The sequence below is a fragment of the Nocardia asteroides genome (assembly GCF_900637185.1).
Classification (GTDB): Bacteria; Actinomycetota; Actinomycetes; order Mycobacteriales; family Mycobacteriaceae; genus Nocardia; species Nocardia asteroides.
The window spans coordinates 3,067,165-3,087,785 of sequence record NZ_LR134352.1; the positions used below are offsets into that span (position 1 = coordinate 3,067,165).

17 protein-coding genes are annotated in these 20,621 nt (G+C 72.1%); 14 read left to right on the top strand and 3 right to left on the bottom strand.

Going from position 1 to position 20,621, the window contains the following annotated elements; all coding sequences use genetic code 11:
• Positions 1 to 26 precede the first annotated feature (26 nt).
• From EL493_RS14375 to EL493_RS14385, 3 genes are all read left to right on the top strand, one after another.
• Positions 27 to 1,676, top strand: a complete 1,650-nt coding sequence (locus tag EL493_RS14375) for an L-aspartate oxidase (protein ID WP_019046313.1) — start codon at positions 27 to 29, stop codon at positions 1,674 to 1,676.
• Between the two features lie 102 nt (positions 1,677 to 1,778).
• The gene (gene nadC / locus EL493_RS14380) at positions 1,779 to 2,639 is read left to right on the top strand and encodes a carboxylating nicotinate-nucleotide diphosphorylase (protein WP_019046314.1); all 861 of its coding nucleotides are present in this window, start codon (positions 1,779 to 1,781) and stop codon (positions 2,637 to 2,639) included.
• Positions 2,640 to 2,763: 124 nt separating this feature from the next.
• Complete coding sequence (locus EL493_RS14385; RefSeq protein WP_019046315.1) at positions 2,764 to 3,534, top strand: phosphotransferase; 771 nt, start codon at positions 2,764 to 2,766, stop codon at positions 3,532 to 3,534.
• A 110-nt stretch (positions 3,535 to 3,644) separates the two neighbouring features.
• Here EL493_RS14385 and EL493_RS14390 read toward each other — a convergent pair whose 3' ends face one another.
• On the bottom strand, positions 3,645 to 3,782 hold the full coding sequence (locus EL493_RS14390; RefSeq protein WP_019046316.1) for a hypothetical protein: 138 nt from the start codon (positions 3,780 to 3,782) through the stop codon (positions 3,645 to 3,647).
• Positions 3,783 to 3,943: 161 nt separating this feature from the next.
• Positions 3,944 to 5,125: a winged helix DNA-binding domain-containing protein gene (locus tag EL493_RS14395; protein ID WP_019046317.1), complete on the bottom strand. Its 1,182-nt coding sequence runs from the start codon at positions 5,123 to 5,125 to the stop codon at positions 3,944 to 3,946.
• A gap of 203 nt (positions 5,126 to 5,328) precedes the next feature.
• Here EL493_RS14395 and EL493_RS14400 point away from each other — a divergent pair, with 203 nt between their 5' ends.
• From EL493_RS14400 to hisH, 11 genes are all read left to right on the top strand, one after another.
• The gene (locus tag EL493_RS14400) at positions 5,329 to 7,422 is read left to right on the top strand and encodes a TRAP transporter permease (protein ID WP_036836655.1); all 2,094 of its coding nucleotides are present in this window, start codon (positions 5,329 to 5,331) and stop codon (positions 7,420 to 7,422) included.
• 32 nt (positions 7,423 to 7,454) lie between these two features.
• Complete coding sequence (locus EL493_RS14405; protein WP_022566577.1) at positions 7,455 to 8,444, top strand: TAXI family TRAP transporter solute-binding subunit; 990 nt, start codon at positions 7,455 to 7,457, stop codon at positions 8,442 to 8,444.
• A gap of 109 nt (positions 8,445 to 8,553) precedes the next feature.
• On the top strand, positions 8,554 to 9,507 hold the full coding sequence (locus EL493_RS14410) for an alpha/beta hydrolase family protein (RefSeq protein ID WP_022566578.1): 954 nt from the start codon (positions 8,554 to 8,556) through the stop codon (positions 9,505 to 9,507).
• A 73-nt stretch (positions 9,508 to 9,580) separates the two neighbouring features.
• On the top strand, positions 9,581 to 10,453 hold the full coding sequence (locus tag EL493_RS14415; protein WP_019046321.1) for an arylamine N-acetyltransferase family protein: 873 nt from the start codon (positions 9,581 to 9,583) through the stop codon (positions 10,451 to 10,453).
• 188 nt (positions 10,454 to 10,641) lie between these two features.
• Positions 10,642 to 12,648, top strand: a complete 2,007-nt coding sequence (locus EL493_RS14420) for an acyltransferase family protein (RefSeq protein ID WP_019046322.1) — start codon at positions 10,642 to 10,644, stop codon at positions 12,646 to 12,648.
• Positions 12,649 to 12,693: 45 nt separating this feature from the next.
• A complete protein-coding gene (locus tag EL493_RS14425; RefSeq protein ID WP_019046323.1) occupies positions 12,694 to 14,436 on the top strand; it encodes a penicillin-binding transpeptidase domain-containing protein in 1,743 nt (580 codons plus the stop codon).
• A gap of 88 nt (positions 14,437 to 14,524) precedes the next feature.
• Positions 14,525 to 16,126, top strand: a complete 1,602-nt coding sequence (locus tag EL493_RS14430; protein WP_022566580.1) for a serine/threonine-protein kinase — start codon at positions 14,525 to 14,527, stop codon at positions 16,124 to 16,126.
• A 185-nt stretch (positions 16,127 to 16,311) separates the two neighbouring features.
• Positions 16,312 to 17,649, top strand: a complete 1,338-nt coding sequence (gene hisD, locus EL493_RS14435; RefSeq protein ID WP_019046325.1) for a histidinol dehydrogenase — start codon at positions 16,312 to 16,314, stop codon at positions 17,647 to 17,649.
• Positions 17,646 to 18,773 carry a histidinol-phosphate transaminase gene (locus EL493_RS14440; RefSeq protein ID WP_019046326.1) on the top strand — a complete coding sequence of 376 codons (1,128 nt, stop codon included), beginning with the start codon at positions 17,646 to 17,648 and terminating at the stop codon, positions 18,771 to 18,773. The genes hisD and EL493_RS14440 overlap by 4 nt, the downstream gene beginning before the upstream one ends.
• 26 nt (positions 18,774 to 18,799) lie before the next feature.
• The gene (gene hisB, locus EL493_RS14445; protein ID WP_030203827.1) at positions 18,800 to 19,414 is read left to right on the top strand and encodes an imidazoleglycerol-phosphate dehydratase HisB; all 615 of its coding nucleotides are present in this window, start codon (positions 18,800 to 18,802) and stop codon (positions 19,412 to 19,414) included.
• Entirely contained in the window at positions 19,411 to 20,043 is a 633-nt protein-coding gene (hisH, locus tag EL493_RS14450) for an imidazole glycerol phosphate synthase subunit HisH (RefSeq protein WP_019046328.1), read from the top strand. The genes hisB and hisH overlap by 4 nt, the downstream gene beginning before the upstream one ends.
• 61 nt (positions 20,044 to 20,104) lie before the next feature.
• Here hisH and EL493_RS14455 read toward each other — a convergent pair whose 3' ends face one another.
• A complete protein-coding gene (locus EL493_RS14455; protein WP_022566581.1) occupies positions 20,105 to 20,560 on the bottom strand; it encodes a hypothetical protein in 456 nt (151 codons plus the stop codon).
• Positions 20,561 to 20,621: the final 61 nt, after the last annotated feature.

Here is a 20,621-nt window from a genome sequence, read left to right on the forward strand (position 1 = left end):
GCCGCGTGGTCGAACCGGTAACGACCATGACGGCGACGGTTCCGGTCTCCTGGGAGGCCGAGGTCGACCTGGTTGTCGTCGGCGGTGGCGTCGCGGGGCTCACGGCCGCGCGCACGGCGTCGCTGCGCGGGCTGCGCGTGCTCATCCTGAGCAAGGGCGGTCCCACCGACACCTCGACCCAGTACGCGCAGGGCGGCATCGCGGTCGTCGCGCCGCGCGGCGATTCGGTCGACTCGCATGTGTACGACACGGTCGAGGCCGGCGCCGGGCTGTGCGAGGTCGAGGCGGTGCGCTCGATCGTGGCGGGCGGGCAGGCCGCGGTCGCCGCGCTGACCGACCTGGGCGCGGTGTTCGATCTGGGCCGCGACGGCCAGATCTCGCGCACCCGCGAGGGCGGGCACAGCACCCGCCGCATCATCCACGCCGGCGGTGACGCCACCGGCGCCGAGGTGCAACGCGCGCTCAACGCGGCCGGGCTGCCGGTGATCTTCGGCGCCGCCGCGCTGCGGGTGCTCACCGGCCCCGACGGGGTGCGCGGTGTGGTCGCGGTGTCGGACAACGGTTTCGGCGTCGTCCGCACGCCGGCGGTGCTGCTCGCCACCGGCGGGCTCGGGCAGCTGTACGCCTCGAGCACCAACCCGCCCGGCGCGACCGGCGACGGCGTGGCGCTGGCCCTGTGGGCCGGAGCGGCGGTGGCCGATCTCGAATTCGTGCAGTTCCATCCGACGGTGCTCTACACCCCGGGCGGGGTGGGCAGGCGGCCGCTGATCAGCGAGGCCGTGCGCGGCGAGGGCGCGATTCTCGTCGACGCCGCGGGTGAATCGGTGACGGCGGGCGTGCATCCGCGCGGTGATCTCGCGCCGCGCGACGTGGTGTCGCGGGCCATCGCGGAGCGGATGCGGGCGACGGGAACCGACCATGTGTTCCTCGACGCGCGCGCGATCACCGGCTTCGCCCAGCGGTTCCCGACGATCACCGCCTCCTGTCTCGCGGCGGGCATCGACCCGGCGGCACAACTGATTCCGGTCGCACCCGGCGCCCACTACCAGTGCGGCGGCGTGCTCACCGACACCGCCGGACGGACCGAGGTGCCCGGGCTCTACGCCGCGGGCGAGGTGGCCCGGACCGGGCTGCACGGCGCCAACCGGCTGGCATCCAACAGCCTGCTGGAGGGTCTGGTCGTGGGGGAGCGGGCCGGCGCGGCCGCTCTCGAACGGCTCGGCTCACCGACCGATGTGGGCGAGATCCCCACGTGGACGGTGGAATTCGCGGAACGCGCGGTGGTGCAGCAGGCGATGACCGAGCACGCGTCCGTGGTGCGCGACGGTGCGGGACTGGCCACCGCCCTCGCCCGGATCGAGGCGGCGCGCACGGCGGCCGCACCGCTCGACGCCGCCGCGAATCCGGTTCCCGACGACGGAACCTGCTCCGGCCGTAGCGGTTTCGACGCGGCGCGGACGCTGCGCCGGATCGAGGACGCCGCGCTGACGCTGACGGCCCGCGCACTGCTCGTCGCGGCCGCCGACCGCGCCGAGAGCCGGGGCTGCCATACGCGTGCGGAGTATCCGGTCCCGGTCGAGGATCGGCGCCGCAGCACGGCGGTGCGATGGGATGCCGACGGCCGGTTCGCCCTCTCCGCGGTCGACGCCGTGGCTGTGCCGACGGGCGCGCGGTGAACCGCGGAAATCGGTAGTCGTACAACACAACATCGGCGGCGGACCCTGCCCACCGCCGTCACGGAACCGGCGCACCACGCGCCCGACAAGAGGAGTGCAGTGATGGCTCTGGATGCCGCCCTGGATCGCGAGGAACTGCTGACGCTGATCCGTACCGCCCTCGACGAGGACCTGCGCTACGGACCCGACGTCACCACGGTCGCGACCGTGCCCGCCGACGCGGTGAGCAAGGCGTCGGTGGTCTCGCGGCAGGTCGGCACCGTCGCCGGTCTCGATGCCGGGCTGCTGGTGCTCGACGAGGTGATCGGCGCGGGGAACTACACCGTCACCGACCGCGTCGCCGACGGCACCCGGGTGGAACCGGGCACCGCGGTGCTGAGCATCGAGGCGCCGACCCGCGGCCTGCTGACCGCCGAGCGCACCATGCTGAACCTGGTGTGCCACCTGTCCGGCATCGCGACCGCCACCGCGGCGTGGGTCGACGAGGTCGACGGCACCGACTGCAAGATCCGGGACAGCCGCAAGACGCTGCCCGGGCTGCGGGCACTGCAGAAGTACGCGGTGCGGGTGGGTGGCGGCGTCAACCACCGCATGGGTCTGGGCGACGCGGCGCTCATCAAGGACAACCATGTCGTCGCCGCGGGCTCGGTCGTGGCCGCCCTGCGCGCCGTGCGCGAGCTGGCCCCCGACATCGCCTGCGAGGTGGAGGTCGACAGCCTCGAACAGCTCGACGCGGTGCTGGCCGAGAACGTCGAACTGGTCCTGCTCGACAACTTCCCTCTCTGGCAGACCCAGGCCGCCGTGCAGCGCCGCGACGCCGCCGCCCCGGCCACGAAACTCGAGTCCTCGGGCGGCCTGTCGATCGAACAGGCCGCCGACTACGCCCGCACCGGCGTCGACTACCTCGCCATCGGCGCGCTGACCCACTCGGTGCGAGTCCTGGACCTCGGTCTGGACATGTGAGTCCGGCGCCGGCCGGGACGCTCGCCCACCACGATCGCGGCCGGGTCGGTCCGTCGGCGCGAGTAGCCGGTCTGGTCGCGCTCAGCGCCAGCCGGCCCGACGGCCGGTGCTCTACCGTTGGGGCGTGGAGTTCTCGCAAGGGTGGGACAGTATCGCTGTCCTGGTCGACGGTCGCTGGGTCGAGCGCAGGCCGCGTCGTCCCGAGGTCTCCGACCAGCTCCGGCGTGAGACCCGGCTGATGCCGTGGCTGGCGCCGCGACTACCGCTGGCGGTGCCGGTTCCCACGGTGATCGGGGACTCCCCGCTGGTGGTGCGGCATGCGCTGGTACCCGGCCAGGCGATCGAGGGACCGACCGCCGAGCACGGTCGCGAGATCGGGGCCTTCCTTCGCGCGTTGCACGACAGCCCCGCCGCCGAAGCGGTACGCCGCGGAGTGCTGTCGACGACGGTGACCAGGAACGACCGGGAGATGACGCTTCGGCGATTTCGGGCCGAGGTCGTTCCCCTGCTGCCTGCCGATCGGCGAGCACCGGCGCTGGCGATCCTCGACGCCGCTCAGGATCCCCCCGTGGACACCGTGGTGCACGGCGACCTCGGTCCCGAGCACATCCTGGTGGACGACGACCACGTCACCGGCGTGATCGACTTCGGCGACGCCCACCTCGGCGACGCCGCCGTCGATCTGGCCTGGGCGTTGTACGGCGCACCGCCCGACTTCGCCACCGCCGTGGCCGTGACGTACGGCGTGACCGAGCCCCTACGTCGCCGTGCGCTGCTGTGGCACCAGCTCGGCCCCTGGCACGAGGTGACCTACGGGGCCGACATCGCCGACCCCGAGACGGTGCGCAGCGGACTCGCCGGCGTCCTCGACCGCCTGGACCTCACCGCCGACTGATATCGGCCCTCGGCATCGGCGAGTGTTCCCGATAGCCCTGGCACGCTGCACGACTCGCCCACGCTGCTCGACCGGCGTTCCCTGTAGCCGGCTGATATCGGTGCTCAGCATCAGCGAGCGGTTTCCGGTCGTCTGACACGCGGCTCGACGCGTGCATGGTCGAGTTCCACCACGGCGTCGGCCGGGATGGCGATCAGGTCCAGACCCAGCCGCTCATGGTCGGTGCCGGTACGACGCAGCTCCCGCATGGTGCCCGGCTGCTCGACGCGTGCATGCTGCTCGACGCGCGCACGCGGCTCAGCTCGCGCACACTGCTTGACCCGTATTGCCTCGCAGCCGCACGGGCTGCGCTCCGAAGCGGCTTGCCACCGGCAGGCAGAGACCTGGTGGGTCGCGATTCGGGCGGGGATCAAGCGGTGAGTTCGCGTTGGAGGGGCGTGCGGAAACGGGGGATGGCGCGGATGTCGCCGAACCAGGTTGTGGTGCGGTCGATTTCGGCGTCGATCAGTTTCTCGGTGTCGGGGCCGACATCTTCGAGGAGGCGGGTGACGATCTCGCCGTCGGGGCGCTGGGCCCAGCCACCGACGATGCGGCCGTCGGCCCAGACGGTGGGGCCGATATTGCCGTTGCGGTCGAAGAGGGCCGGGGCGTGCGGGCCGAGGAACCAGTCGCGGGACTGCCAGCCCATGGGGGTGGGGTCGAGGGCGGGCAGGAGGGCGGCCCAGGGTTCGGGGGCCGGGACCGGGGCGAGGTCGTCGGCCAGGATCAGGCCGGTGGTGCCGTCGTCGAGGCCGACCTCGACGGTGTCCACGTCGGCCAGCGCCTTGCGGACATCGCCGAGGGTCCAGCCGGTCCACCACTTGAGGTCGGTGATCGGCGCGGGGCCGAAGGCGTAGAGCCAGCGGCGGACCAGCTCGGCGCGGGCCGTGGCCGCCGGAACCGGGGAAAGGTCTGGGGGAAGCCAGGTTTCGGCGGGGGACCAGGTGTACTGGCTGCTGGTCCAGCTGCCGTTGGGACGGCCGCGCACGATCCGCCCCTCCGCGCCGAGCACCACCAGCACCCAGGTGGTGATGCTGGTCGGTTTCGAATACGGCTTGCCCGGCGCGGTATCGATCTGGGTGCGCAGGCGGGGCACGTCCTTGCTCAGCTGGGCGCCGGTCGCCGCGCCACGGGTGAGCAGGGCGGCGTGCGTCTCGGCCTCGACCTCCGACAGCCACGCCTGGATATCGCCCTCAACGACACCGGCCAGCTCGATGTAGCGGCCATAGGCCTTGCGCTGCTTGATCGCCAGCGCGTCGCAACACGACGACTGCAACACCGGCACCAGTTCGGTCGGCGCCACGAACATGGTGCGCCGCATGGCGAGCAGCCGCACCAGACTGCGCTCGTCGTAGAGCGCCCGCTCCATGTCGCCCGGAGTGAGGCCGGTGCCGCGCGCGCCGACCGACAGGTACACCGTGGCCGGGTCGGTCGCGTGCAGCACCACCATCGAGCGCGCGATCTCGGCCGGGTCGGCGGAACGGGTCGACGGCGCGAGCCGATGCCTGGTCGCCAGGCGGGCCCGGCGCTGCGCGGTATCGATCGAAGGCATGCGCGGATCGTAAGCGCGCCCACCGACATCCCGCGCAATCCAGCCGCGTCCTCGCCCGCGGTACCCGGCGCGGCGCAAGGCGGATCATGCTGTCACACAACACCGGCCGGACCCGACGGTGGGGAGTTCTGTCACTTTTGTGCAGAATTCCCGGTCGTCGTTTTCGCCGCCGGGCGCGAGCCGGTGTTGTTATCGTCGCGCTCATGAGCGCAGCGCCACCGGTCGTGACCTCGGCCGAACTCGGCGTCGACGACCAGGAACGCCCGGCCCGCACCCTCTTCGGATTCCCGGCCCGGCTGGTCGGCCTCGTCGCGCTCGGGCTGGCGGCGCTGGCGCTGTGGCAGGTGTTCCGGCCGCTGCCGCAGGGCAGCCAGTACTACCTGGTCGTGTTCCTCGCCGTCGCGCTGCCGTTGGTGTTCCTCAGCTACCGCTCCGGTTGGGGCAGGCTCGACAAAGCCGACGGACCGGCGCCGCTGGACTGGGTGCTGGCGGCGCTGACGCTGGTCGTGTGCCTGTATCCGGTGCTGCCGTTCCCGATCGGCGCCGGGGGCGGCGGATACGACGCCTTCCTGGACCGGCAGGGGATGCTGGCCCCGGTCGACGTCGTCTTCGGTGCGATCCTGCTGGTGCTGATCCTGGAGGCCTGCCGCCGCACCACCGGGTGGATCCTGCCGCTGGTCTGCCTGGTGTTCCTCGCCTACGGGTATTACGGCGGACTCCTCCCGCAGAGCTGGGCCATCGCGCACGCGGGACTGGATGTCGACCAGATCGTGGACGCGCTGTACAACTCGGGCAGCGGTTTCTACGGCACCCCGCTGGATGTGGCGGCCAGCTATATCGTGCTGTTCACCCTCTACGGCGCCGTGCTCGAATTCTCTGGCGCCGCACGGTTCTTCGTGGATCTGTCGGTGTCGCTGTTCCGGCGCTCGCACAGCGCGGCGGGCCGCACCGCGGTGGTGTCGGGATTCCTGCTCGGCACCGTCTCCGGGTCGGGCACCGCGACCGCGGTGAGCACCGGCGCGGTCACCTGGCCGATCCTGCGCCGGGCCGGCTACCGGCCCGAACAGGCGGGCGGCATGCTCGCCGCGGCCGGGGTCGGGGCGATCCTGTCGCCGCCGACGCTGGGGGTGGCGGCCTTCATCGTCGCCGAATACCTGGACGTGTCCTATGTGACGGTGCTCGGCTGGGCGCTGATCCCGACGCTGCTCTACTACCTGGGCATCCTGCTGTCGGTGGAGATCGACGCCCGCAGGATTCACGCCGAGGGCCGTGCGCCCGCCGACCTCGCCGACGGCCCACTGCCCACGCCGTGGTGGAAACTGCTGGGCCGCTTCGGGTATCACTTCTCCTCGCTGATCCTGATCGTGGTGCTGCTGCTGGCCGGGATGAGCGCGACGCGCGCGGTGGTCTACGCGATGGTGCTGGCGCTGATCCTGGCCGTGCCCGACCGGATCCTGCGCGCGCGGGACGCCCGCGACGACGCGTCGGACGACAAGACCGGACAAGGATGGTCGGCGCGGGCAGCCGGGCAGTTCACGCTGAACGCCCTGCGCGCGTTGTCGCTCGGCATGTGCGCGGCCCTGCCGGTCATCGCCGTGTGCGCGGCGGCGGGCGTGATCACCGCGATGACCACTAAGACCGGCCTCGGTGCGCAACTGGCGTCCCTGCTGGTCCGGGCCGGGTCGGTGCTGTCGGACGATCCCGCCGTGGTGCTGGCGACCACCGCGGTGCTGGCGGCGATCGCGTTGTCGCTGCTCGGGCTGGCGGTGCCGGTGACCGCCTCGTTCGTGATCGGCTGGGTGATCATCGGGCCGGCCCTGCTCGACCTGCACGTCGCCGCGCCCGCGGCCGCGATGTTCGTCTTCTACTTCTCGGTGCTCTCGGAGGTGACCCCGCCGACCGCGCTGGCCGCCGTCGGCGCGGCCGCGGTCACCGGAGCCCAGGCCATGCCGACCATGTGGGCCGCGCTGCGCTACGCGCTGCCCGCGTTCCTGGTGCCGTTGATGTTCGTGCTCACCGACGACGGGCAGCATCTGCTCGGCCGCGGCGCCCTGGTCGACGTGCTGTGGGTGAGCGCGGCCGCCTGCGTCGGCGTCGCGGCGCTGGCGGCGGCCACCGGCGGCTGGCTGTTCGGGATCGGCGCGGTGGGACCGGTGCCGCGCGCGCTGGCCGCCGCGGCGGGCCTGACCCTGCTCTACCCGAATCCGGCCGCGACCGTCCTGGGCCTCGGGATGCTGCTCACCGCCGTGCTCGCGGGCGTGGTCGACCGGCGGCGACGCCGAACCGCCACACCATGATCCGTGGATATCAGCTCACGAGAGGGAACCCGATGGTCAGAACACTTGCCGCCGTGGCCGCGGTGTCGGCCGCGGCCACACTGCTCACCGCCTGCGGTGGACGCCAGGACGCCCCGACCACCGACGCGGGCGGCGCCGTGACATGTGAGGTCACGCAGGACACCAGGATCGGCATCGCCACCGGCAATGCCACCGGCGTCTACTTCGCGCTGGGCAACGCCTACGCCGAGCAGATTTCGGCCGCCACCGACGGCAAAATCAAGGCCACCGCCGCCGAGACCGGCGCCTCGGTGCAGAACATCCAGCAGGTCGTCGGCGGCACCTATCAGGTCGGGTTCTCGCTGGCCGACTCGGCGGCCGACGCCGTGGCGGGCAAGGGCAGCTTCACCGCTGCTCAGCCGGTGCGCGCGCTGGCCCGCCTCTACGACAACTACACCCAGGTGATCGTCCGATCCGATGCCGGGATCAACTCCCTGGCCGACCTGCGCGGCAAGCGGGTCTCCACCGGCTCCCCGAAATCGGGCACCGAGGTCATCGCCCAGCGGGTGCTGCAGGCCGCGGGCCTGAACCCCGACAGCGACATCGCCGCCCAGCGCCTCGATCTCACCAAGACCGTCGACGGCCTCAAAGACGGGTCGATCGATGCCATGTTCTGGTCCGGCGGCCTGCCGACGCCGGGCATCACCGACCTGTTCACCACCGCCAGGGACAAGGTCCGCTTCCTCGACATCACCGGCGTGCTGCCGAAGCTGCAGGAGATCAACCCGGTCTACGAGACCGCGGCCATCCCGGCCGCCACCTATGGGCTGGGCGCCGATGTGCCGACGATCGTGGTGCCCAACCTGCTCGTCGTGCGGGAAGACCTCGACGCGAACCTGGCCTGCGTGCTCACCGAGACCCTGCTCGCCCGCAAACCACAACTGGAACAGGCGAATCCGGCCGCGAAGGGCATCGACGCCGCCACCGCGAGCAAGACCGCCCCGGTCCAGCTGCACCGCGGGGCCGAGGTGGCGCTGGGCTGACGCGAGCTCCGCACCGCGTGTCGTGCCGCATTCGCCGGATTCGGTGCCCCGGGCCGACGACAATCGCGCCATGGTTCGGTGGTGCCGGGTATTCGCGGCAGTCGTGACGATGACGACCGGGACGCTGATCGGCGTACCGCCGTCCGGGGCGCAACCCGGGTGCGTGCCGGGCGTGACCGTGGTCCCGGTCGCCCTCACCGTCGACGGGGAACGGGCCACCGGCCGGGTCTACGAGCCGTACCGGTGCGTCCCCGGCGACCTGGCCGACGATCAGCTGGTGGTCGCGGTCCACGGGCACGGCGGCTCCTCGGCCGACTTCGCCGGGTACATGACCTCGCTCGCGACGACGGGCGGGTCCCCGATCCTGCTCATGGACCTGCGCAGCGCCGACGGCCGGTGGCGGGCGGGGGAGTGGAACCTGTGGGCGGGCTGGCACGACGTGGTCGCGGCGACCCGGTGGTACCGCGACACCCATCCCCGCATCGCGACCACCGTGCTGTGGGGCTGGAGCCAGGGCGGCATCACCAGCGGCCTCGCGGTGGCCCACGGACCCGCCGGCCTGTTCGACTACTGGGTCGACAACTACGGTCCCGCCGACGATTTCACGATGTGGGCGCGCGGCGCTGAGGTGAGCCCGGCCTTGCCGCGCCAGATCGAACGCGACGCGGGCGGCTGCACCCCGATGATCTGCCCGCTCGCCTACGCCGAACGCTCACCCGCGCTGCTGGCCGAGCGGATGAGCATGCGCCGGGCGTTCCTGATCCACGGCACCGCCGACACCGTCATCCCGTTCGGCGCCAGCGTCGAGCTGCGATCCGCGCTGGCCGCCGCGGGCAAGCCGTTCTCGTTCTACACCGTGGTCAGCGGCCGGGACCTGACCGGCGCCGTCGTGCCCGGCGACCACGACATCGGGCCGGCGTTCTTCGAAGGCGGCTGCGTGGTGCTGCGGCTGCTCGCCGGCGCCGAACCGCTCGCGCCGGCGATCGGCGACTACGTCGTCGACGTGGCCGCGGGCGTGGTCACCGCGCCGCCCACCCCGGCCGGCGCGAAATGCGCGGCGTGACCGGAACACGGCTCCGGGCGCGCGCGTTGTCCCCACAGGTGGTGGACGGACGTCGACCGGAAGCGAGGGCACGGTGACCGAACCGACACAGCGGGCGGACCGCTGGCAGGGCGAAGAGCTGGACCTGACGGCCTACCTGGCCCGGATCGGCTACGACGGGCCGCTGACCCCGACGGTCGAGACCCTGCGGGCGCTGGTCGCCGCGCACACCACCACCATCCCGTTCGAGAACCTCGAGATCCTGCTCGGCCGCGGCATCCCGCTCGACCTGGCGACGCTGCAGGACAAGATGGTGCGCCGCCGTCGCGGCGGCTACTGCTACGAGAACGTCGGGCTGTTCGCCGCCGCGCTGGAACGCATCGGGTTCGGCGTCACCGGACTCAGCGGCCGGGTGAGCATGGGCTCGCTGGACTCCGGGGCGATCCGGCCCGCGACCCACGCGCTGCTGCGGGTCACCACCGGCGACGACGATCGGGTCTGGATCTGCGACGTCGGCTTCGGCGCCGGACCGCTCGCACCGTTCGAACTGGTCGACGCGCCCGGCGAATTCGCCCTCGGCCTGTGGCGATTCCGGCTCGAACGCCGCACCGGCGACCTCGGTACCGACCTGTGGGTCCTGCACCAGTTCGGCCGCGACGGCTGGCAGGACCGCTACAGCTTCACGCTGAACCCGCAGTACCGGATCGACTACGCGGTCGGCAATCATTTCGTGTCGACCTCGCCACGTTCGCCGTTCACCACCCGCCCGTTCCTGCAGCGGTTCGTCCCCGGCGTCCACCACGTGCTCGACGACCTGACCCTGATCACCGAGTACCCCGACGGCACCTCGACCGTGCGCGAACTCGAGCCCACCGAGCTGGCGAAAGTCGCGGCCGACGTGTTCGACATCGACCTCGACGACACCGACGCCGCGGTCCTGGCCCGCGCGCCCTGGCGCACCGACTAGTCGCTCACATCCGCGGCGCGGGTCACGGCTCGGCGGTTTGCTTCCACGGTGTCGCTACGGCAAATTGATGGTTACTTGCCGGGAAACACCCGCCGTGGTCGGGTCCGAGTCTGTGGGGGCATCAGGTGCCGAAGGTTGGATCCGCGCTGTCGAGTCCGCCGTCGGCGACCCCCCGACCCGATCCGGTCGTGCGCCGCGGTGACCTCGACGGATTACGCGGGGTCGCGATCGCGCTGGTCGTCGCGTTCCACGTGTGGGCGGGCCGGGTGTCCGGTGGCGTCGACGTGTTCCTGGTGCTGTCCGGGTTCTTCTTCACCGGCGCGGTGGTGCGCGGCGTCGAGCGCCGCGGTGGCGTCGCCGCCGGGGCCACCGCGCGCCGGACCCTGCGCAGGCTGCTGCCCTCACTGGTGGTGGTGCTGGCGGCGATCGGGGTCGCGACCGTCGTGCTGCGGCCCTACACCCAGCTCGGCGAGACCGCCGCGCAGACGCTGTCCACGATGTTCTACGCGCAGAACTGGTATCTGGCCACCGCGGAACTGGACTATCTGGCCCCCGACCCGTCGGTGAGTCCGCTGCAGCATCTGTGGTCGATGTCGGTGCAGGGGCAGTTCTACGTGCTGATCGTCGCGGTGCTGGCGGGCTGGGCGTGGCTGCGGCGGCGCGGCGCGGCCGGGCGGCCCGCGCTGCTCGGCGCGCTGCTCGCGCTGGGACTGCTCTCGTTCTGGTACGCCACGGTCGGCACCGCCCAGCATCAGGCCTGGACCTACTACGACAGCGTCGCGCGCGGCTGGGAGCTGCTGGCCGGTGCCGCGCTGGCGGTGGCCGCGCCCTGGCTGCGGATCCCGCCGCGGCTGCGCGCACTCGCCGCGGCGGCCGGGCTGCTCATGGTGCTCGCCTGTGGCCCGATCTTCGACGGCGCCAACCAGTTTCCGGGAGTCGCGGCGCTGTGGCCGGTGGCCGCGGCGTGCCTGGTGATCGCGTCCGGCTTCGGGGCCGTGTCGATGTCGGCCTGGCCGAACCGGATGCTGGCCGGGCGGGTGTGCACCGAACTCGGGGCGGTGGCCTACCCGCTGTATCTGTGGCACTGGCCGATCCTCATCTTCTACCTGGCCGAATCCGGCCGGGCGCACGCCGGACTCGTCGACGGGCTGATCGTGATCGCGGTCTCGCTGGTGCTGGCCTACGCCACCACCCGGTGGATCGAGACGCCGCTGCGGCTGCCCTCGGGCGGGCACGAGCGCGTCGCGGGCCGGTCGCGACCGGCCGGTCTGCTGGTCGGCGCGCTGACCGTCACCGTGCTGGTCGCCGCTGTCGGCTGGCAGGTGGTGCTGCGCGCCAATCCCGCCGTGCCGCCGCAGGCGCTGGACACCCAGCGCTATCCGGGCGCGGCCGCGCTGCTCTCGGGCGCCGAGTACTCACCGGAACCGATGCGGCCCACCGTGTTCGAAGGTCAGGCCGACACCCCGCCGCCGACCACCGACGGCTGCATCACCCCGAACCGCGAGGTCCGCACCTGTATCTACGGCGATCCGGCGGGCACCCGCTCGATCGCCGTGGTCGGCGGATCGCATTCCGAACACTGGATTCCGGCGCTGGAACTGCTCGGCGCCGAATACGGCATCCGGGTGATCTCCTACCTCAAGGAGGGTTGTCCGGTGACCCTCGCCGATCAGCCGTCCTACGCCGAGTGGCCGTTCCCGGAATGTCACGAGTGGTCGCAGGAGGTGCTCGACCGGCTCGCCGCCGAGCCACCGGACTGGGTGCTCACGCTGTCGACGCGCTACCGCAAGGACGGCCTGGGCGACGAGGTGCCCGGCGAATACCTCGAGGTGTGGTCGGCGCTGCAGGATCGCGGGCTGAATGTGCTCGCGCTGCGCGACACTCCGCGCCTGCGCCGCGACGGGGTGCTCTACCGCGCCACCGACTGCCTGGCTCATCGCGGCACCGCCGACAGCTGCGGCCTCGACCGCGCCGACGCGCTCGCCGATCACGACCCGGCCACCGAACCCGCGGCGGGCTATCCGAACGTCTACCTGCTCGATCTGTCCGACGCCGTCTGCCGTCCGCAGCGCTGCCGGGTGGTGGAGGGCAATGTGCTCATCTACCGCGACGAACACCACCTGACCGCCAGCTACGCGCGCTCGCTCGCCCCCGAACTGGGTCGCCAGATCGGCGCGATCACCGGCTGGTGGTAGCGCGAGATCCCGTCCGTCACCGGGACTGGCGCTACCCTCGGTCGGATGCGCATCTCCCGCAAGACACCGGTCCTGCTCGCCGCGCTCGCCCTGCTGCCGGTCGCGTGTTCGTCCGGACCCGACCAGCCCCAGACCGTCGCCGAGGCCTTCGCCGCCGCCCTGAGCAGCGGTGACGCGGCCGCCGCCGCGGCCCTCACCGACGCACCCGAGCGCGCCCTGCCCGCGCTGACCACCCTGTTCGACAACCTCGGCCGCACCGACACCGTGCGCGTCGCCACCGCCGGAGACGGTGCGTTCACCCTCGAATCCACCTGGAAACTCGGCCCGGACGGCCGCAACGAGTGGACCTACACCAGCACCGGCACCGCCGCCGACACCGACGGCTGGAAGATCACCTGGAACCCGGCGACCGTCGCGCCCGGACTGGAACTGGGCCCCCTCGGCTACAGCCCGGTGTACCCGAAACCCGCCAGGGTGCTGGACAGTTCGGGCGGTGACCTGATGACCCAGCAGGTGGTGACGCTGGTGAACCTCGCCCCGGACGCCGACCTGCCCGCGGTGGCCGGGCTGCTCGCCGCGCACGGTGTCACCGAGGCCACGCTGCGCGCGGATCTGGCCGCGGCACAGGGCAAACCGGTCACCGCGGTCGCACTGCGCGAAGCCGACATCGCCCCCGTGCAGCAGGCGCTGACCGGCGTGCGCGGGGTGACGCTGGCCCCCCAGACCCGGCTGCTCACCGTCGACAAGACCCTGGCCGGCCCCACCACCGCCGGCCTGGCCGAACTGTGGCAGCAGCAAGCCGACAAGGCCGCGGGCTGGGCGGTGCGCGCGCAGACCGCCGAGGGCACCCAGCGCGTCGCCGGTCCCGACGCGAGCCCCACCACCGATATCGCCAGCACCGTCGACATCGACCTGCAGAACGCCGCCGAGGCCGCGCTGACCCCGCTGACCCAGCCCGCCGCGATCGTGGCGCTGCGCCCGTCGACGGGGGAGGTGCTCGCCGTCGCCCAGAACGCGCCGGCCGACGCGCAGGGCCCGATCGCGCTGACCGGCCTCTACCCGCCGGGATCGACCTTCAAGACGGTCACCGTCTCGGCCGCGCTGCAGGCGGGCGGCGTCACCGTCGACACCGTGCTGCCGTGCCCCGGCCGCGCCACGATCGAGGGCCGCACCATCCCCAACGACGACGGCTTCGATCTCGGGCAAGTGCCGCTGCACACCGCGTTCGCGCGCTCGTGCAACACCACGATGGCCGAACTGGGGGTGCGGCTGCCCGCCGACGGGCTCACCGCGGCCGCCGCGCAGCTGGGTCTGGGCGTGGATTATGTGACACCCGGGTTGACGACCGTCACCGGGAAGGTTCCGTCCGCGCCGAACCCGGCCCAGCGGGTCGAGTCGAGCATCGGGCAGGGCACGGTCACCGCGTCGCCGTTCGGGATGGCGCTCGTCGCGGCCTCGCTCGCGCACGGCTCGGCGCCGGCGCCGTCGATCGTGCGCGGGCAGCCCGGCACCGCCGACCGGACCGCCGCGCCGGTGCCCGCGACCGTGACGTCGCAGATAGAGACCATGATGGCCGAGACCGTGACCGCGGGCACCGCCACCGCGCTGCGCGACATCCCGGGTCTGCTCGGCAAGACCGGCACCGCCGAATACCTCGACGACGAGCACGCGCACGGCTGGTTCGTCGGCATCGACGGCGACCTCGCGTTCGCCGTCTTCGTCGCCGACGCGGGCAGCTCCGGGCCCGCCGTGGAGGCCGCGGGACGCATGTTGCGAGCCAAACGATGATCTATGTCACGCTCTGTGGGCGAGCAATACCCACGCTGCCGCACGCGGTCCGCACCGGGGCAGCTACACTCGTCCGCGGGCCATATCCATGGTCAATACGCGGGATGTCACAATTTCGAGAAGGTTCGGAGTAGGCGCCATCGATACCGGTCAGAAGATCGCGGAGCATTACCGCCTGGTCGAGCGTATTGGTAGCGGCGGCACAGGCGTCGTGTGGCGCGCTGTCGACGAACGCCTCCAACGCTCCGTGGCTGTGAAGCAGATCCACATCAAACCCAGCCTGCCCGAGGGCGAGCGGGATGTCCTGCGCCAGCGCGCGATTCGGGAGGCCCGCAACGCGGCACGCTTCCAGCACCCCAACGCGATCGTCGTCTTCGACATCACCGAGCACAACGGTGACCCGTGTCTGGTGATGGAGTACCTCAAGTCGGTCAGCCTGGCCGCCGAGCTGGGCCAGAAGGGTCCGCTGCCGCTGACCGAGGTCGCCCGCATCGGCGAACAGGTCGCGTCCGCGCTGATCGCCGCGCACCAGGCAGGTCTGGTGCACCGGGACGTGAAGCCGGGCAACATCCTGCTCGGCGACCACGGTGAGGTGAAGATCACCGACTTCGGCATCTCCCGCGCCGCCGGTGACGTCACCCTCACCGAGACCGGCCTGATCTGCGGTACCGCCGCCTACCTGGCTCCCGAGGTGGCGCGCGGCTCCGATCCGACGCCCGCCGCCGACGTGTTCGCGCTGGGCGCCACGCTGTTCCACGCGCTCGAGGGCGAGCCGCCCTACGGCGCCAACGCCAATCCGCTGGCCGTGCTGTACGCGGCGGCCAACGGCCAGGTCAGGGAGCCGCGCAACGCGGGCCCGGCCACCGACTTCCTGCTCGACCTGCTCAGCCCCGAACCGCTGGACCGGCCGACCATGACCGAGTCCCGCGACGCGCTGGCCGCGTTCGCCGACGCCGACGCGGTGCCCGCCGGGTTCGTGCCGGCCAGCGAGGCCTACGGCCGCCGCAACTCCGCGGCCGCGACCCAGGTGATCCGGCAGTCGGGCAACCGCGCCTCGCACGCCGGCGCGTCCACCGCGACCACCCGGCAGATCCGGTCCAACCCGCGTCCGCCGATGCGCCACGACACCGCGGCGCACCCGCCGACCACCACCCAGCCCGCCCCCGTCCCGCGCAAGCAGGGCGGCAAGGGCCGCGCGGTGCTGATCGGCTCCGGCGTCGGCGCCGTCATCGCCGCGATTGCGGTCGCGATCAGCGCCATGAGCAGCTCGGACTCGGATTCGCCGAAGGTGCAGGCGAACCCGCCGTCCTCGGTGCAGTCGACGGCGGGCCCGGCCTCCAGCAGCGCCGCCATCCCGGCCGCGCTCGGGCAGACCGCCAATGTCGGCACCGTCGACATCGGCTCGGCCGGCCTGCTGGTGGAGAACTTCTACAGCAACCCGGCCGGTTCCTGGTCGATGCTCACCCCGGCGGCGCAGAAGGTCTACGGCAGCGAGACCGCGTTCCGCGAGTACTGGGCCGACCGCACCGTCGACACCTTCGCCAGCATCACCGCGGTGAAGGGCAACAACGCCGACGGCTCCACCGACATGCGCCTGGCCAGCATCACCATCAACGGCCAGACCAAGGCCATGGTCATGCGCGTGGTGAACTCCGGCGGCAGCCTACGCATCGACGGCGACACCCGCTGACATCGTCCGACAGGTAGCCGGTCCCGCGCCGAGCGCGCGGACCGGCCATCTGCCGTCCGGGTCCGGATCGAGGATCCGGCACGGGGCCCGGCCGCCTCGGCGGGATGTGCCGGAAAAGCGATGGCGGCCGCCCATTAGGCTGGTACCTGACCTGAGCCACTGCACAGACAGGACTGCACCCCGATATGACTTCCCGCATCGAGCTCGCCCGCGTCGATCTGCGCGGTCGTACTCCTTCCGCTGCCGAGCTGCGCACCGCGCTGCCGCGCGGAGGAGTCGACGTGGACTCGGTGCTGCATCATGTGCGGCCGGTCGTCGAGGACATCCGTGACCGGGGCGTCGCGGCGGCGCTGGACTACAGCGAGAAGTTCGACGGGGTGCGCCCGGCCTCGGTGCGGGTGCCCGCCGGCGAGCTGGCCAAGGCGCTGACCGAGCTCGATCCGGCCGTGCGCGCCGCGCTCGAGGTCGCCATCGAGCGGACCAGGAAGGTGCACGCCGACCAGCGGCGCACCGACACCGTCACCGAGGTGGTGCCCGGCGGCACCGTCACCGAGAAGTGGGTGCCGGTCGAGCGGGTGGGCCTGTACGTGCCGGGCGGCAACGCCGTCTACCCGTCCTCGGTCGTGATGAACGTCGTCCCGGCGCAGGCCGCGGGGGTGGAGTCGCTGGTGGTGGCCTCGCCGCCGCAGGCGCAGTTCGGCGGTCTGCCGCACCCGACGATCCTGGCCGCCGCCGCGCTGCTCGGCGTCGACGAGGTGTGGGCGGTCGGCGGCGCGCAGGCCGTGGCCCTGCTGTCCTACGGCGGCACCGACACCGACGATGCCGCGCTGGCCCCGGTCGACCTCATCACCGGCCCCGGCAACATCTACGTCACCGCGGCCAAGCGGCTGTGCCGCGGCCTGGTCGGCATCGACGCCGAGGCGGGCCCCACCGAGATCGCGGTCCTGGCCGACGCCTCCGCCGACCCGGTACACGTGGCCGCCGACCTGATCAGCCAGGCCGAGCACGACGTGCTCGCCGCCAGCGTGCTGGTCACCGACAGCGTGGCGCTGGCCGACGCGGTCGACGCCGCGATCAACGCCCAGCTCGCCGTCGTCAAGCACGACGCCCGCGTGCGGGAAGCGCTGAGCGGCAAGCAGTCCGGGATCGTCCTGGTCGACCACATCGCCCAGGGTCTGCGCGTCGTGGACGCCTACGCCGCCGAACATCTCGAGATCCAGACCGTCGACGCCGCCGCGGTCGCCGCGCGGGTGCGCAGCGCGGGCGCGATCTTCGTCGGCCCGTGGGCGCCGGTGAGCCTGGGCGACTACTGCGCGGGCTCCAACCACGTGCTGCCCACCGCGGGCTGCGCGCGGCACTCCTCGGGGCTGAGCGTGCAGACCTTCCTGCGCGGCATCCACATCGTGGAGTACAGCGAGGCCGCGCTGAAGGACGTCGCCGGACACGTCGTGGCGCTGGCCAACGCCGAGGATCTGCCCGCCCACGGTCAGGCCGTCCGCGCGCGCTTCGAGGCGCTGTCGTGAGCACTCCCACCGTTCCCGGCGCCGCGGCGACCCTGGACCAGCTGCCCCTGCGCGACAACCTGCGCGGCAAATCGCCCTACGGCGCGCCGCAGCTGACCGTGCCGGTGCAGCTCAACACCAACGAGAACCCGCACCCGCCGAGCCGGGCGCTGATCGACGACGTCGCCGAATCCGTGCGCGCGGCCGCCGCCGACCTGCACCGCTACCCGGACCGCGACGCCGTCGCGCTGCGCGCCGACCTCGCCGCCTACCTGACCCGCCAGACCGGCGTTCCGGTCGACGCGGCGAACGTGTGGGCGGCCAACGGCTCCAACGAGATCCTGCAGCAGCTGCTGCAGGCCTTCGGCGGACCCGGCCGCAGCGCGCTGGGTTTCGTGCCCTCGTACTCGATGCACCCGATCATCTCCGAGGGCATCGACACCGAGTGGATCGAGGCCAAGCGCAGCGGCGACTTCTCCCTCGACATCGATTACGCCGTCGCCCAGATCGTCGAACGCCGCCCGGACGTGGTCTTCGTGACCAGCCCGAACAATCCGACCGGGCACAGCATCCCGGTCGACGAGCTCGAGCGGATCCTGGACGCGGCGCCCGGCATCGTGGTGGTGGACGAGGCGTACGGCGAGTTCTCCGCGGCGCCGAGCGCGATCACCCTGATCGACCGGTTCCCGACCAAGCTCGTGGTCACCCGCACCATGAGCAAGGCCTTCGCCTTCGCCGGCGGCCGTCTCGGCTACCTGGCGGCGTCGCCCGCGGTGATCGACGCGATCCTGCTGGTGCGGTTGCCGTACCACCTGTCGGTGGTCACCCAGGCCGCCGCCCGCGCCGCCCTGCGCCACGCCGACGAAACCCTGGGCAGCGTCGCGGAATTGGCGGCCCAGCGCGATCGGGTCGCCGCCGCGCTCACCGAGCAGGGCTTCGCGGTGATCCCCAGCGACGCCAACTTCATCCTGTTCGGCCGGTTCACCGACGCCGCGCGCGCCTGGCAGCACTACCTCGACGCCGGAGTCCTCATCCGCGACGTCGGCATCCCCGGCTACCTGCGCGCCACGATCGGCCTCGCCGCGGAGAACGACGAGTTCCTGCGGGTGAGCGCCACCGTCGCGGCCACCGACCTGACCCACTGACGAATCCCCCTGTGGAGGAACACATCATGAGCAGAACCGCACGGGTGGAACGGGTCACCAAGGAATCGTCGATCCTGGTGGAACTGAACCTCGACGGCACCGGGCAGACCGAGATCTCCACCGGTGTCCCGTTCTACGACCACATGCTGACCGCGCTGGGCCAGCACGGTGGGTTCGACCTCGTCGTGCGCGCCGAGGGCGACATCGAGATCGAGGCGCACCACACCGTCGAGGACACCGCCATCGTGTTCGGCCAGGCGCTGGGCAAGGCGCTGGGCGACAAGAAGGGCATCCGCCGCTTCGGCGACGCGTTCATCCCGATGGACGAGACCCTCGCGCACGCCGCCGTCGACGTGTCGGGCCGGCCCTACTGCGTGTTCACCGGCGAGCCGGAACACCTGGTGCACACCATCATTCCGAGCGCGGGCCCCGGCGCCTCGTATTCGACGGTGCTCAACAAGCACGTGTTCGAGTCGATCGCGCAGAACGCGCGGATCGCCCTGCATGTGCGCGTGCTGTACGGCCGCGATCAGCACCACATCACCGAGGCCGAGTTCAAGGCGGTCGCCAGGGCGCTGCGGGCCGCGGTCGAGATCGACCCGCGGGTGAGCGGTGTCCCGTCCACGAAAGGCGTGCTGTGAGTTCGAAGGTCGTCCTGCTCGATTACGGCTCCGGCAACCTGCATTCGGCCGAGCGCGCGCTGGTGCGCGCCGGTGCCCAGGTGGAGGTCACCGCCGACCCGCAGGCCGCGCTGGCCGCCGACGGGCTCGTGGTCCCCGGTGTCGGCGCGTACGCGGCGTGCATGGCCGGGCTGCGCGAGGTGCGTGGTGAGCGGATCATCGGTCAGCGGCTGGCCGGTGGCCGCCCGGTGCTCGGTATCTGCGTCGGCATGCAGATCCTGTTCGACCGGGGTGTCGAGTTCGGCGTGGAGACCGAGGGGTGCGGCGAATGGCCGGGCACCGTCGCGCGCCTGGACGCCCCCGTCCTGCCGCACATGGGCTGGAACACGGTGAAGGCGCCCGCCGACAGCACCCTGTTCGCGGGCCTGGACGCCGACACCCGCTTCTACTTCGTCCACTCCTACGCCGCCCAGCAGTGGGAGCTGCCGGAGACCGAGCACATCGCTCCGGCCAAGCTCACCTGGGCCGAGCACGGCGTCCCGTTCCTGGCGGCCGTGGAGAACGGTGTCCTGTCCGCGACCCAGTTCCACCCGGAGAAGTCCGGCGACGCGGGCGCCCAGCTGCTGCGCAACTGGATCGGCTCGCTGTAGCTCGCCGCCGTCCGTGCCGCCCGGCTCCATCCGAACCGGGCGGCACGCGCATACTCGACGGTCAGAGCATCGGCGAATCCATCTCGTTCACCAGCCAGCGGCCCCAGTCGTTGTTGAGCCGCATGGTGATGGCGACGTGCTGACGGCTGCCGACACCCCCGGTGGTGCGCGCCTGCGTCAGGTTCACCATGATCTCGGCATTGAGCATGTCGCCCCCGATCACCCCGCAGGTGACCGCCTCGGCCGTCGAGGTGACCTCGGCGTCCCGCATCGCCGTGATGAGTGCCGCCCTGGCGCCGGTGAATTCGGCGCGCAGGGTACCGCTGGTGCGGTCGACGACCCGCTGGAAGTAGCCGTCGAGATCGTGGGCGTAGTCGTAGGTCGACACCTCGCGCGCGAAGTCACACGCGGCGACCCGCGCCTGCTCGGGCGAGAAGGCCGCGGCGTTCGGCGCGCCGAGGACTCCGGCCAGCGCGAGAGAACCCAGCAACCCACCCAGAACTGCGGAACGTGACACTGTTCTACCTCCGATAGATTCAGACGACGCGGACCCGCGCGTCGCCCGGACTCTATCCACG